We start from the raw sequence: 13,792 nt of genomic DNA, 5'->3' as shown, positions 1-13,792 counted from the left end.
ATATTTATCTTTAATTATCATAAATATATTTACATCTTTAAATTTATGACATTCATTAATAAATAGCAAGACGAAATCAAAAAAACCCGACAAAGTTGTCAGGTTTAGCCTTAACTATCTCGTCATATCCATGAAATGGGCTTGACGGTTTTTATAATGTTTGACCGCCAGAGTTTCAAAAGTAGCAATTACCGGATTAGGATATTTTAACCCTTTTTGAAAATCATTTAGTTTTTCAGCAGCTAACTCTTCATAAGCAGTCATTTCTTCAATAATAAAAAATCCTTTTAGCGCTATACTTTCGTGATTATCCGAATCAACCACAAATAATGTACCGGCATGATCTCGAGAAATATTCTTTGCCGTTTGACCATCTCCGTTAATATAGAATTTGAAATAATAATGATCTCTTCGTTCAATTGGACTCGAGACAGCGATCAAATGGGGAAATTGACCATCGTCTGTTGTAGCTAAAGTAAATGCATCAGCCTTTTGTAATAATTCTTCAATTTCGTTATTCATAATGGGGACTCCTTCTCGTTTTGACAACCTAAGATTAACAAAATTTATAGGCTAACCTCAAAGAAACAGCTCGTTTTTGGCAATCATTTTTTTCTCATTTTATATTTTTTTTGATACTCAAAATAATTACTTAGCATCTATTAAAAAAACTGGTATCATAAGAATAACAATAAGGAGGTAGCTGCAATGTTCGAACAAAATAAACCAATCCGCAGTGAAATATCTGAAGACATTATCCCAAAACAAATCCAACTTGAATTATGGAATATGATTTTTAGACGCCAGCAAAAAGGCATGACCTTGGTCTCACCGCAACGTTTTAATTTTTTTAAAGACCCAGTACATCAAACTTTAAGTGTGGTTCATTCTCAAGCTGAGCCGGCTTTTTCTGATAATGTAACAGCACCTTATATCCCAGAATTTGCCAATATAAACTTTCCAAGTAGAGTTTATATTCATGATATGGGTAACGAGATGGTGCTAAAACTCGACTAAAGCAGATTAATCTGCTTTTTTTATTTGCTTACTGGCAATATATTCTGTCGGACTAAGGCCCATTTCTTTCTTAAATACCTTAGAAAAATAATTACTGCTGGAAAAGCCAACTGCTTCAGCAATTTGATAAATCGTTTGCTTTCCCCATAATAATTCTAGACTTTTTAAAATTCGTACTTTGCGTAAATAAGCCATGGGTGTATCTTGATAAGCCGCTTCAAAGGTCTTGATTAATCGGTATTTTGATTCCTCAAAAATAATTTCTAAATGATCTAAACTTAAATCCGTTTGATAATGCTGATCTAAATACTGTCTCAATTTCTCAGCTTGAGGATTGGCGCTCTGCATTTGTTTTGCTACCTCAGCTTTAATCATCAAAAGAAATTCAAAGGCTATTCGGGCATTTTGATACAAATCTATTTCTTCATTTTTCAAGTAATCGACCATGCTAAATAATTTATTCTGGAATTCTATACTGGCAGTTTTTACAACTACACTAGATTGTTCTACCCATTGCCGCATAATTGGTGTTAATTCCAAATAGATAAATTGCCAATTTTCACCAGTATAACTACTTTTACTGGGAATCTCAGTCAAGAAAAAATCCCCAGTCTGTTGAGCAAAAACTTGTCCTCCACTTTTAAAATTACCTGAACCAGATAGAGTAAATTGAAAAACAATCAGATGATCTTTCCGTTGATTGCTATCCCAAAAATAATCGGGACTCCCTTGACCCACACCTAATCCTATTATCAATGGTAAATTTTCGTGATTTAAATAGTTGAATCGTCGTTGGAAATTTTGCAATTTATTACCCTCTCTTCAATTTCTTATTCTTGTTTTCACTCAGATTATCTTTTACTCTTAGTATATAATAAATAAAGGAGCCTTAATATGCCAATAATATTTGATCAAGAAAAAGGATTTTTCCACTTGAAAAACTCAGAGATTAGTTACATTATCGGTTTAGAAAAAAACAAATATATTACCCATCGTTACTACGGACCAGTCTTATCTTCCTATGCTGGTAGTAATCAATTACAAATGATTGACCGTGGTTTTGCTACTAACCCTGATAGCCAAGAACGCACTTTTTCTTTAAATGCTTTACCATTAGAAACAAGCTCTCAAGGAAATGGCGACCACCGTATCAGCAATTATCAAATTCGTAATCACTTCGGGCAAAACGTCACTAATTTTATCTATTACACTCATGAAATTACTGAAGGAAAAAAAATACTACCTAGTTTACCCAGTCTTCGTGGTAACAATGTAACTACACTAGCGATTACCTTAAAGGACCACAACCAAAATTTGTTAATGACTTTAACTTATAATTTATATGAAAATTATCCAGTTATTACCCGAAATGTTCATTTTGAGAATCAAGGATACGAAACTGTTTATTTAGAAAATGCCGGTTCCCTTTTAATTGATTTTCCCAGTACCGATTATGAACTCGTAACCTTGAATGGTTCTCACACTTGTGAAGCCAATATTGCACGGCAAAAATTACATCCTGGTATTCAAAAAATCGAAAGTAGTCGGGGAACAAGTAGTCCACAACATCAGCCGTTTTTGGCTTTAGTAAATCCAGAAACTACTGAAACTTCTGGTCCAGTTTTTGCTTTCCACTTCGTTTATAGCGGTAACTTTGTGGCTCAAGTAGAAGTGGAGCAATACGGCTCTAGTCGTTTACAGATGGGAATCAACCCAGATAATTTCGAATGGCAACTACAACCAAAGGCTATATTCCAGACGCCTGAAGTTGTTATGAATTATAGTCAACGAGGATTTAACCAGATGTCTCAAACCTTCCATCAAATTTATCAAAAGGAGTTAATTCCAACCGGTTTTATTAACAAAGAACGTCCAATTTTATTAAATACTTGGGAGGCCAATTATTTTGAATTTGCTGAAACGGCTTTATTAGAACAAGCACAAAAAGCTAAAGATTTGGGAATCGAATTATTTGTCTTAGATGACGGTTGGTTTGGTAAGCGAGATGATTCTTCCAGCTCTTTAGGTGATTGGCAGACTGATTTAAATAAGTTACCTCATGGATTGAAGGATTTATCTGAAAAAATTCATGCATTAGGGATGCAGTTTGGTCTATGGTTTGAACCAGAAATGATTTCAAAAAACAGTGATTTATTTCGTGCTCATCCTGATTGGGCCTTGCAAGTTCAGAATTATCCCATGACTGAAGGTCGGCGACAATTGGTTTTAGATTTAAGTCGTGAAGAGATTCAAGATTATCTGGTCCACGTCCTTAGTCAGCATTTAGAAGAAGCAAAAATTGATTATGTAAAATGGGATATGAACCGTCATTTAACTGAGATTGGAAATGTTATCTTGCCTCCTGAACAACAAAAAGAGCTTTCCCATCGCTATGTGTTAGGACTTTATCGTATTTTAGCAAAATTAACTCAAAAGTTTCCATCGGTTTTATTTGAAAATTGCTCCAGCGGTGGTGGTCGTTTCGATCCTGGCATGATGGCATATATGCCGCAAACTTGGACTAGTGATAACTCAGACGCTCTTTGCCGGTCAATTATTCAATATGGTTATAGCTATCTTTATCCTCCAATCATGTTAGGCGCCCATGTTTCTGATGTGCCAAATCATCAAGTTGGACGGATAACACCATTAAATACCCGGGGATTGATTGCTATGAGCGGTAACTTTGGTTATGAATTAGATTTAGCTAAACAAACAGAAACTGATTTAATAGAAATAAGTCAGCAAGTTGCATTTTATAAAGAACATCGAAAATTATTACAATTCGGCGAGTTTTATCGTTTACAAGCGCCTGATAAAAATTTTGCCAGTGCTTGGTTATTTAAGAACCAAACAGAAGTATTAGTAATCTACTCTAATGGTTTAGCACAACCTGCTGTTCCGATTCACTATTTAAAAATGATTTATCTAGACAATCATGCCAATTATCAGGAATTAGCATCAGGTGAACAATTTAGTGGCAGTGAATTAAATCATGCGGGTATGTTAATTCCCCGCATCAAAGAAGACTTTGCGACGGTTATGTATCATTTTAAGAAAGTTGATTAAACAAAAGACTATGCCGAATAAAGGCATAGTCTTTTATTTACTTGATACGAACAGCAAAAGCTTCATAAGGTTTCAAGTCTTCACTGATTTGCTCTTGATAATTAGTGATCAACCATTCGCGTACTTCAGGTTTAAAATTTAATTTGTACGATTGTTTTTCAGCAGAAAAATTAACAACAACTAAAATTTTATCGTTATTCAGTTCCCTCAGATAGGCTAAAACTTGGAGGTTTCCAGTTTCAACAACTTGATAGCTCCCTGAGATAATTGTCTCTTCACTTTTGCGTAGTTGAATCAATTTCTGATAAGTATAAAATAATGATTCAGGATCTGCTAAACTATCAGCGACATTAATTTCTGTTGCATCTCCAACCGGTAACCATGGCGTTCCCGTCGTGAATCCTGCATTAGAGCTACTATCCCATTGCATTGGATGACGCGCATTATCTCGGCCTTTAGCATTAATTGAGTCTAGTAGTTCAGCATTAGTGTATCCTGCAGCCAATCTTTCTTGATACATTCGCCGGCTTTCAATATCGTCTACTTCACTAATATCAGTGACGGGATGATTAATCATGCCAATTTCTTCGCCTTGATAGATATACGGCGTTCCTTGCATGAAATGTAAATAGATAGCCAGCATCTTCCCGCTTAGAATACGAAAATTCTGATCATCACCCCAACGAGAAATGATTCTTGGCAAATCATGATTATTCCAAAATAAAGAATTCCAGCCTTTACCAGCTAATTCGATTTGCCATTTCGACAAAACCTGATGTAATTCTTGCGGATCTAATTTTTTTAAATCCCATTTACGCTTTCCAGCTTGTTTATCTAAACCTATTTGTTCAAACTGAAAAACCATTGACAACTCTTGGCGTTCTTCACCGGAGTATAATTGAGCAATCTCAGGAGTAGCACCCCATGTTTCTCCGACAGTCACCACATCATAGTGTCCAAAAGTTTTTTGGTTCATTTCTTGCAGTAATTCATGTAGACGGGGACCATTTTTGGTAATTTCTTGATCTGGTTCTTTTCCAATCAAATCAATCACATCTAAACGAAAGCCGCCAATCCCTTTATTTAACCAAAAATTCATCATATCCCAAATTGCTTGACGCATATTTTTATTTTCCCAATTTAGATCTGGTTGTTTAATTGAATGCAAATGTAAATAATATTGATCCAATTGTGGTACATACTCCCAAGCCGAACCACCGAAATTTGAAACTATTTGATTTGGTTGGTTGCGCCAGACATAAAAATCATAGTATGGACTCTCAGGACCTTTTAATGCTGATTGAAACCATGGATGCTCATCCGAAGTATGATTCACCACTAAATCCATTATAATTTTTATATTGCGCTTATTCGCTTCAGAGATTAACAGATCCATCGTTTCCATCGTGCCATATTCCGAACCAATTTTCTGATAATCACTAATATCATATCCATTATCGTCATTGGGTGACTGATAAACTGGACTAAGCCATATTGCATCAATCCCCAGTTTCTTTAAGTAATCTAATCGGCTGATGATACCTGCTAAATCACCGATGCCGTCTCCATTGCTATCTTGAAAACTGCGAGGATATATTTGATAAATGACGGCTTTTTTCCACCAATTAGTCTTCATAAGCTTCACTCACTGCTAAGATGTCTGTTCCTGCAGTTACCGTTTGATGATCTATTACTGCAACTTCTCCATAAGCCATCGTATTTGTAATAATAAGCATGACAGTATCGTCATAACCTTCGTTAAGGATTTTTTCGCGATCAAAAGTTCCTAAAATATCACCTTTTTTAACTAATTCGCCTTGTTTACGGGAGCTAGTAAAATATTTTCCATTTAAATTAACAGTATCTAAACCAATGTGAATTAAGATTTCTGCCCCTTTTTCACTAGTCATACCATAAGCATGACGTGAATCATAAGCCACTGTCAATTGACCATCTACTGGAGCATAAATCGTATTATCATCAGGTTTAATCGCCACACCTTGTCCCATCATCTCAGTCGAAAAGACTGGATCATTTACATCTTTTAATGCAACAACTTGACCACTAACAACTGCCGCAATGGTTTCATCTTTTGGTAAGTCATTCTTTTCTGGACTTTCATTGATTTCAACCGCTGCTGTATCCGTTACTTCATCGGTTACCAAATCGTTCATTTTGTTACGACCATAAAAGAAAGTTAAAGCAAAACCACAACTTAAACTAATCAAAATTCCTAGCATAAAGAACGGAATTGATTTTGGTGCGATTGAAATAAAGCCGATGACACTAGCTGGTCCCATCGCAACTGATAAAACATGGAAAAATCCAATAACTGCACAAGCGATTCCTGATGCAATCATGCCACAAATAAATGGAAATTTTAATTTTAAGTTCACGCCGAAAATTGCTGGTTCAGTAATTCCTAATAAAGCAGAGATACTTGCTGAAGAAGCCAATGATTTTTGTTTTTGATTTTTAGTCAAAAAGAAAATTGCTAAGGCTGCGCCACCTTGTGCCACATTTGCCATTGAAGCGACTGGGAAAATGAATGACCCACCTGTTCTAGCGACATCAGCCAATAACGTAGTCTCAATCGCAGGAAAACTTTGATGCAGACCCGTGATTACAATCGGTGAATAGAATAAACCAAATATACCTAACCCAGCTGCACCTGTTGTATCATATAACCAAACCAAGCCATTCGTTAAACCGTCAGAAACTCCACGCATTACTGGGCCAACAATGATAAAAGTTAAAAATCCTGTGATAATAAGAGCCAGCATTGGAGTAAAAGTAAAATCAAAAGCATTAGGAATTTTCTTATGGAAGAATTTTTCTAAAGTGGCTAAAATCCAAGCAACTACCAAGACTGGTAGGACTGAACCTTGATAACCCGCTTGTGCCACATCTAAGCCAAGCAAATGCCAATAATTCATTGTCCCGTCGGCAATCGCATTTGCTACCCCATAACCATTAATTAAGTCTGGCATAACCATAACCATTCCCATCGCAGCACCTAGATAAGGATTACCACCGAAGCGTCGAGTTGCCGAGAAGCCAACCAAAATTGGTAAAAAGGCAAAAGGAGCGGAAGCCATTAAATTAATAATACTAGCAAAATCAGTTACTGCTGGAAACATTTCTACAACTGATTGTGGACCAAATAATCCAGCTGACGTTAATACATTATTGATGGCCATTAACAAACCACCAGCTACTAACGCTGGTACTATCGGCACAAAAATATCTGATAATACTTTTATTCCTGCCATAATAGGATTCATTTTTTTGCCATCAGCCGCAACCGCTTTTAAATCTTCAGTCGAAGCTTCGCCAACATTGGCAATTTTGACAAAATTTTTATAGACAAAATCAACATCCCCAGGGCCAATAATAATCTGATACTGACCATTCGCTAAAAATGTCCCCTTAATATCATCATTATTATCTAATGCCTCTTGATCAATCGCAGTGGTATCTTTTAAAACTAAACGCAAGCGTGTTGCGCAATGCGCCGCGGCTTGGACATTGTCTTTTCCTAAAGCTTGAATAATCTCTTCTGCAACCTTTTTGTGATTCATTTATTATCCTCCTTAAAATGAAACCGTTTTTCTTAACCAGAGTATTACATTTTTTCAGATAATTGTCAAACGTTTATCAAAAATATTTTATGAAAATATTAAAATAATTATAGCTTCTTTGTTTAAAAGGATTAGAAGACGAATTTAAAATTGATTAACGTTTGACATTTTTACAGTTTACAATTAAGATACCTATTAAGAAGACGCTTACTTAAAAGGAGAAAAATCATGGATTTAATAAAAAAATGGACCACTGATTTACGTTACTTACCTTATCAACAATGGTCAGATTCTTATTTAGAAACATTAACCACGACTGTGCATCAATCAAAATGGCGTTTAAATTATCATATCCAACCAATCACTGGTTTATTAAATGATCCCAACGGCTTCTCTTATTTTAATGGGAAATGGCATTTATTTTATCAAGCTTATCCGATGGGACCAGTTCATGGTTTGAAATCATGGTATCATGTAACATCTGATAATTTAGTTGATTGGCAGAATGAAGACTTAGCATTAGTTCCTGACAATCCATATGATAGTCATGGGGTTTATTCTGGTTCTGGAATAGCGATCGATGATCAATTATTTTTAGTCTACACCGGTAATGTTCGTGATAATCAATGGCAACGCTCAAGCTATCAAATGGGCGCTTGGCTTAATCAAGAAAATCAAATCAAGAAAATTGAGCAGCCTTTGATTTTACAAGAACCTGGGTATAATGATCATTTTCGTGATCCGCAAATTTTTCTAAATGAAGAAAGCTATTATATTTTGCTAGGGGCCCAAGATGCCGATTTAAATGGTAAAATCCTAACCTATCGTTCTGATGATTTAATGAATTGGCAGCTACTTGGTGAGCTGAATTTTACTGATAAAGAAATGGGTTTTATGATTGAGTGTCCCAACTTAATTTTTACTGATGATCATGCAGTATTGCTATTTTGTCCACAAGGAATTGATCACGAGCAACTAAATTATCAAAATATTTATCCAAATACCTATGTGATTGCTGACGCATTTGATAGTGAAAATAATCAATTAACCAATACGAGTGACTTGAAAAACCTGGATGAAGGTTTTGATGTCTATGCAACACAAGCCTATAATGCACCTGATGGACGTGCTTTGTCAGTTAGCTGGGTTGGATTACCTGAGATTTCCTATCCTTCTGATCAAGATGGTTGGGCGCATGTTTTAAGTATGATTAAAGAAATCTCAGTGGAAAACCAGCAACTTGTACAAAAACCTGTTGCCGAAATGAAAGAGTTAAGATTAGAAAATACTCCTCTAGCTGGATCGTTATCTTCCAAAGCAGTTTTTTTAAAGAAAAATGTTTTATCACAATATGAACTGAATTTAGTCATTAACGAACAGACTCAAGGGGAATTAACTTTATTTGCAGATGAAACAGGACATGGATTTACCCTCCTTTTTGACACTCAAAATGGTACAATGACCATAAATCGTGAAAAAGTTGGTATTCCTTTTGCGGAAGAATATGGTCAAGAACGGCGCTTTACAATTGATAAAGGTCCGTTGGAGTTACAGATATTCGTTGATACAAGTTTGATTGAAATTTTTGTAAATGGTGGCAAACAAGTGGCGACAGCTCGTGTTTTTCCAACACAAACAACAACTGATTTGTTATTATCAGCAAAACAAGGAACTTTTTCCGGAAATTTTTGGACACTCCGTTCAATGAAATAAGGAGTCATTATGGCAATTAAATTAACAGACGTAGCAAAAAAAGCCGGTGTTTCGCCGACAACAGTTTCTCGCGTGATTAATAATTATGGCTCACTCAGCAAAAAAACAATTGATAAAGTAAATGTTGCCATGAAGGAGCTAAATTATCAGCCGAATTCTTTAGCCCGCTCTCTACAAGGAAAAAATACGCAACTCATCGGCGTCATTTTCCCAACTGTTGCAAATCCATTTTATGGCGAATTGGTTGAAAAAATCGAATCAAAATTATTTGAGCTAGGCTACAGGACAATCTTATGTGATAGTGCAAATAATAAAGAAAAAGAGCGTAATTATTTAAACATGTTGGCTGCAAATAAAGTCGACGGAATTATTGCTGGAGCGCATAATTTAGGTATTCAAGAATATGAAAATATCGAATTGCCGATTGTTTCTTTCGATCGCTTTTTAGCGGCTGGGATTCCAATTGTTAGTAGTGATAATTTTCAAGGTGGCTACTTAGCAACGGAAAATCTTTACTTGCACGGTGGACGAAACATTGCGATTTTAACAGGTTCACAAGAATCAGATTCCCCTACCAATGATCGTTTACAAGGTTATTTAAAATTTATTGAAGAGAAAAATCTAGCACCGCAAATTTTTCAATTTCATACCAAAGCACGATCTAGCGCCTTAAAAAATATTGAGATAAAAAAAATTCTTTCTCAAGAGGAAATTGATAGCATTTTTTGTACCGACGATTTGACTGCCATTTTAGTCCATAATATCTGCCAAGAATTAGCCATTAAAATTCCAGAGGAAATGAGAATTATCGGCTATGATGGAACAAAATTTATTCAAAATTATTTCCCAGTTCTTTCTACGATCGCACAACCAATGAGTGATTTTGCAGATTTATTAGTAGATTTAATGCTACAACGAATTGAAAATCCTGAAAAAGAATTAGAACAAAATTATTCCTTACCAGTAAAATTAATTCAAGGAAAAACAACCTAAAAAAACGTTGATACGTTATACAGCCTCCAAAAGATAATTCTTTTATGGAGGCTGCATTCCTTATCAACGTTTTTTAGACGGCTTCACGATTAACATTTTTAATACTAAGTAGAACAATGCCACAACCAATCAGCGAAAAAATGACCATCGCTAAGACATTAGAAGATAGACGATTGCCAGTCGATCCCAAATTACCATTTACCACTAGGCCGATCACAACTGCTGTGACAATTGTTGCTGTACTTGATTTGGTCTTCAAGCCCACCCATAAACAAGTCATACTTGTCGCTATCGTGGCAACCATTAAAATAGCAGAAACTATCAAAAAGTCTAATATTTTTTGATTACTTACAGTGCCATCTATAAATTGTGTTTGATTGACGAAGATGGTCATAGCAAAAGTCAAAATAATTTGGCTAGCAAAATCAAGAATAAATGCTAGCAGAATAACTAAGCTTAATTTACTCATTAAAATCTTCTTTTTAGCAATCGGATATAAAAATAAATTTGCAATTGTTCCTCGTTCATATTCTTTTGTAATAATATTCGCCACTAAAATTCCTACAAAAATCGTACAGATCAAACGAATGAAAATACCACTCATTTCTAGGTATGAATCCCCATTTGGATACAATAAACTTATTTCACTTGGCTCTAAGAAAAATAATGGTGAGACAATAAAGATAAAACTAGCGATTGTTGTAATGGCAATCCCCACAATATATTTCATTAGCGGTACTCTTTTTAATTCTAATCTCATTAATCGCATCATTTTTTCTCCCCTTGATTCATTAATCTTAAAAAATAATCTTCCAAATCGCCTGTTTGTTCTTTAATACTAAAAAGCTGAACTTGGTGATGAATTAAGGTTTCCATGATGTGCTGCTGCGTAATGTGACTATCGTATACTCGAATGGTTTGCTCATCAATCACTTTAAAATTAGTAATGGCCAATTCTTCATCTAATAATGAGGCTGTTTTTTCCAGCTGATCTACCTGAATTTCAATATATTTTTTTGATTCTTCTGCAATTTCCTGTAAACTCATTTGTTTTACTAGTCGACCGTGATCAATAAATCCGATTACGTCACACAGCGATTCAATTTCTGAAATAATATGACTAGAAATAAAGATTGTTGTGCCAAATTCACGATTGATTTGTAAGAGTAGCTCCCGAATTTCTTTAATTCCAAAAGGGTCTAATCCGTTGATTGGTTCGTCTAAAATTAAGAGCTCTGGTTCATTAATTAACGCTCTAGCGATAGCTAAACGCTGTTTCATTCCTAAAGAAAGTTCTTTCGCTCTTTTGTCTTTAACGGCATATAAATCGACTAGTTTTAGTTTTTCCTCAATTTTCTTTTGGTCATAGATACCTAAATATTCAGCCTGCAACATTAGATTTTCAACTACCGTTAATTTGTCATAAAATACCGGGATTTCAATAATACTACCGATGTAACGTAGATATTCATAAGATTTTTCGTTTACTGCTTGATTTAATACCTCAATGCTACCAGTATCTGGATGTAAAAGATTTAGTAACATTTTCATTAAAGTCGTTTTTCCTGCGCCATTGGGACCTAAAAATCCATAAATTGTGCCTTGATCGACAGTTAGACTAATATTATCTAAAATTTTTTGTTGTTTCATCGTATAAGAAAGCTCAGTAATTTGAAATGCTTGTTTCATTTTGTTTCCCCCTCATCTCTTGCTTGAATCTATCTTAGCGAAATAAAGCTTGAAACTTATGACATATTTCTTACTTTATTCTGAAACGTTCCTTTCATCGTGTTTTTGGAAATTTCACAGTAAAAGAGGTTCTTACATAAGGTTGACTATACACAGTAATTTTCCCCTGCATGCTTTCAACTAATTTCTTTGTAATTGCTAGCCCTAAGCCACTACCACTGTAATTCTTATCAGTTGCATCTTCTAAAGTAATCATTCGTTCAAAAATTTTTTCTTGATTCTCTTCCATAATTCCCTTGCCTTTATCCATGACTTCTACTAGTACCTGTTCAGTTGTTTGCCACACTTTTATCGACAAGTAATGACCCGCCTCCCCATACTTTATGGCATTACTAATTAAGTTGCCAAAAATACGATGAAAAGCCAATTTATCTCCTAAGACAAAAATCGTTTCCTCAGGAAGTTCAAGCACTAGTTCCAACTGTAAAGAATCAATTTTTTCATAATAGCTTAAAATTTCTTCACGTAAAAGCTCCACCAAATCGAGTTTTTCATTTGTAAGCTTCATTTCTCCAGCTTGTAACTTATTTAAATCAAAATAACCGTTAATGGTCTTAGTCAGTTTGTCGGCTTGACGACCGATTTTATCAAGCTTTTGGCTAATTTCTCCTTGATCTAATTCTGCTAAATTAGATTTTAGCACTTCCGTATAGCCTGAAATAACTGTTAAAGGAGTCTTTAAGTCATGAGAAAGATTGGTTGTCGTATTTTTCATAGCGCTATCTAATTGATTAAACTCTTTTTGGAATTGGCGATGATCTTCAACAAAAGTATTAAAACTATTTAAAAGTTCTTGAATATTTTTATCCGAAGTCCCATAGGTAAGCGTGCGATTGGGATGCTCATGGCTATTTTTCACCTCAAAAACTACTGCTTTTAGATCTTTTTGTGATTGCCGGAATTTATAATAGAAATAAATAGTTAAGCTTAGCAGAATAATTCCGCTGAGTAGTAAGAAAATCATTGACTATCTCCTAACTTATAACCGATCCCCCACACTGTGACAACATATTTAGGATTTGAAGGATCGTCTTCGATTTTTTTTCTTAAGCGTCGAATCGTCACATTTAAAACATTGTCATCATTCAGAAATTCGTCATCCCAAACCTCTTGATACAATTGATATTTGGTAAATATTTTCTTTGGATGATCAACAAAAAGCTGTAATAAATCGAATTCCTTTTTTGTTAATTGAATCTCCTGTTGATTTTTTCGAATTGAGAAAGCTTCTGGTAATAATTCAAAACCTAAATCGTTCGAATCAGTTGCTCTATTTGCCACATGGTTATATTGATCATTGCGCCGAAGCATTGACTTCACACGGGCCAGTAATTCAAAGACCGAGAAAGGTTTAGTTAAATAATCATCTGCCCCATGTTCTAAACCAACAACTTTATCAAATTCTGTATTTTTGGCTGATAAAATTAAGATCGGTACCGTGTTATTCTTTCGTAATTCTTGCATTAGGCTAATGCCATCTTTTCCAGGCATCATCAAATCTAAAATTACTAAGCTCAACTCTTTTTCATTTTTAAATAATTCTTCCGCTTGCCAGCCATCTTCTGCCGTTAAAACTTGATAGCCTTGCTTAGTTAACTCTTCAAATAATAATTCACGTATATCTTTTTCATCTTCAACTACTGCAATTTTCGTTTGTGTCATTATTTTTA

12 protein-coding genes are annotated in these 13,792 nt (G+C 34.9%); 4 read left to right on the top strand and 8 right to left on the bottom strand.

Annotation, left to right across the window (positions count from 1 at the left end; all coding sequences use genetic code 11):
• Positions 1-114: 114 nt before the first annotated feature.
• The gene (locus ACVWNY_RS17555; RefSeq protein WP_218325878.1) at positions 115-522 is read right to left on the bottom strand and encodes a pyridoxamine 5'-phosphate oxidase family protein; all 408 of its coding nucleotides are present in this window, start codon (positions 520-522) and stop codon (positions 115-117) included.
• A 186-nt stretch (positions 523-708) separates the two neighbouring features.
• Between ACVWNY_RS17555 and ACVWNY_RS17550 the strand changes: the two genes are divergently transcribed.
• Complete coding sequence (locus ACVWNY_RS17550; RefSeq protein ID WP_218325877.1) at positions 709-1,017, top strand: DUF960 family protein; 309 nt, start codon at positions 709-711, stop codon at positions 1,015-1,017.
• A gap of 6 nt (positions 1,018-1,023) precedes the next feature.
• Here ACVWNY_RS17550 and ACVWNY_RS17545 read toward each other — a convergent pair whose 3' ends face one another.
• A complete protein-coding gene (locus tag ACVWNY_RS17545; protein ID WP_218325876.1) occupies positions 1,024-1,824 on the bottom strand; it encodes an AraC family transcriptional regulator in 801 nt (266 codons plus the stop codon).
• An 87-nt stretch (positions 1,825-1,911) separates the two neighbouring features.
• Here ACVWNY_RS17545 and ACVWNY_RS17540 point away from each other — a divergent pair, with 87 nt between their 5' ends.
• Positions 1,912-4,086 carry an alpha-galactosidase gene (locus tag ACVWNY_RS17540; protein WP_454072081.1) on the top strand — a complete coding sequence of 725 codons (2,175 nt, stop codon included), beginning with the start codon at positions 1,912-1,914 and terminating at the stop codon, positions 4,084-4,086.
• A 37-nt stretch (positions 4,087-4,123) separates the two neighbouring features.
• On the opposite strand, the gene ACVWNY_RS17535 is transcribed toward ACVWNY_RS17540, so the two are convergent.
• Both ACVWNY_RS17535 and ACVWNY_RS17530 read right to left on the bottom strand, forming a co-directional pair.
• Positions 4,124-5,722 carry a glycoside hydrolase family 13 protein gene (locus ACVWNY_RS17535; protein ID WP_218325874.1) on the bottom strand — a complete coding sequence of 533 codons (1,599 nt, stop codon included), beginning with the start codon at positions 5,720-5,722 and terminating at the stop codon, positions 4,124-4,126.
• A complete protein-coding gene (locus ACVWNY_RS17530; protein WP_438720560.1) occupies positions 5,712-7,667 on the bottom strand; it encodes a sucrose-specific PTS transporter subunit IIBC in 1,956 nt (651 codons plus the stop codon). Before ACVWNY_RS17530 ends, ACVWNY_RS17535 begins: the two co-directional genes overlap by 11 nt.
• 228 nt (positions 7,668-7,895) lie before the next feature.
• On the opposite strand from ACVWNY_RS17530, the gene ACVWNY_RS17525 reads away from it, so the two are divergent.
• A complete protein-coding gene (locus tag ACVWNY_RS17525; protein ID WP_438720561.1) occupies positions 7,896-9,380 on the top strand; it encodes a sucrose-6-phosphate hydrolase in 1,485 nt (494 codons plus the stop codon).
• A gap of 9 nt (positions 9,381-9,389) precedes the next feature.
• Positions 9,390-10,373 carry a LacI family DNA-binding transcriptional regulator gene (locus ACVWNY_RS17520; protein WP_218325871.1) on the top strand — a complete coding sequence of 328 codons (984 nt, stop codon included), beginning with the start codon at positions 9,390-9,392 and terminating at the stop codon, positions 10,371-10,373.
• 73 nt (positions 10,374-10,446) lie between these two features.
• On the opposite strand, the gene ACVWNY_RS17515 is transcribed toward ACVWNY_RS17520, so the two are convergent.
• The 4 genes from ACVWNY_RS17515 to ACVWNY_RS17500 form a co-directional block, all read right to left on the bottom strand.
• Positions 10,447-11,142, bottom strand: coding sequence for an ABC transporter permease (locus ACVWNY_RS17515; RefSeq protein WP_218325870.1), 696 nt, complete (start codon positions 11,140-11,142; stop codon positions 10,447-10,449).
• Complete coding sequence (locus tag ACVWNY_RS17510) at positions 11,142-12,062, bottom strand: ABC transporter ATP-binding protein (RefSeq protein WP_218325869.1); 921 nt, start codon at positions 12,060-12,062, stop codon at positions 11,142-11,144. The genes ACVWNY_RS17515 and ACVWNY_RS17510 overlap by 1 nt, the downstream gene beginning before the upstream one ends.
• A 94-nt stretch (positions 12,063-12,156) precedes the next feature.
• Positions 12,157-13,086: a sensor histidine kinase gene (locus tag ACVWNY_RS17505; protein ID WP_438720563.1), complete on the bottom strand. Its 930-nt coding sequence runs from the start codon at positions 13,084-13,086 to the stop codon at positions 12,157-12,159.
• Positions 13,083-13,784 (bottom strand): response regulator transcription factor, encoded by a 702-nt coding sequence (locus tag ACVWNY_RS17500; RefSeq protein ID WP_438720564.1) that lies wholly within the window; start codon positions 13,782-13,784, stop codon positions 13,083-13,085. The genes ACVWNY_RS17505 and ACVWNY_RS17500 overlap by 4 nt, the downstream gene beginning before the upstream one ends.
• Between the last annotated feature and the right edge of the window lie 8 nt (positions 13,785-13,792).

The sequence above is a fragment of the Enterococcus sp. JNUCC 77 genome (assembly GCF_054819945.1).
The sequence above is the reverse complement of the archived record's forward strand: the minus strand, read 5'-3'. Positions and strand labels throughout refer to the sequence as shown.

Bases quoted from the DNA above. Each gene is read 5' to 3' on its own strand.
- ACVWNY_RS17555 (WP_218325878.1), bottom strand. From the start codon at position 522: ATGAATAACGAAATTGAAGAATTATTACAAAAGGCTGATGCATTTACT.
- ACVWNY_RS17535 (WP_218325874.1), bottom strand. From the start codon at position 5,722: ATGAAGACTAATTGGTGGAAAAAAGCCGTCATTTATCAAATATATCCT.
- ACVWNY_RS17520 (WP_218325871.1), top strand. From the start codon at position 9,390: ATGGCAATTAAATTAACAGACGTAGCAAAAAAAGCCGGTGTTTCGCCG.
- ACVWNY_RS17550 (WP_218325877.1), top strand. From the start codon at position 709: ATGTTCGAACAAAATAAACCAATCCGCAGTGAAATATCTGAAGACATT.
- ACVWNY_RS17525 (WP_438720561.1), top strand. From the start codon at position 7,896: ATGGATTTAATAAAAAAATGGACCACTGATTTACGTTACTTACCTTAT.
- ACVWNY_RS17530 (WP_438720560.1), bottom strand. From the start codon at position 7,667: ATGAATCACAAAAAGGTTGCAGAAGAGATTATTCAAGCTTTAGGAAAA.
- ACVWNY_RS17505 (WP_438720563.1), bottom strand. From the start codon at position 13,086: ATGATTTTCTTACTACTCAGCGGAATTATTCTGCTAAGCTTAACTATT.
- ACVWNY_RS17500 (WP_438720564.1), bottom strand. From the start codon at position 13,784: ATGACACAAACGAAAATTGCAGTAGTTGAAGATGAAAAAGATATACGT.
- ACVWNY_RS17510 (WP_218325869.1), bottom strand. From the start codon at position 12,062: ATGAAACAAGCATTTCAAATTACTGAGCTTTCTTATACGATGAAACAA.
- ACVWNY_RS17515 (WP_218325870.1), bottom strand. From the start codon at position 11,142: ATGCGATTAATGAGATTAGAATTAAAAAGAGTACCGCTAATGAAATAT.
- ACVWNY_RS17540 (WP_454072081.1), top strand. From the start codon at position 1,912: ATGCCAATAATATTTGATCAAGAAAAAGGATTTTTCCACTTGAAAAAC.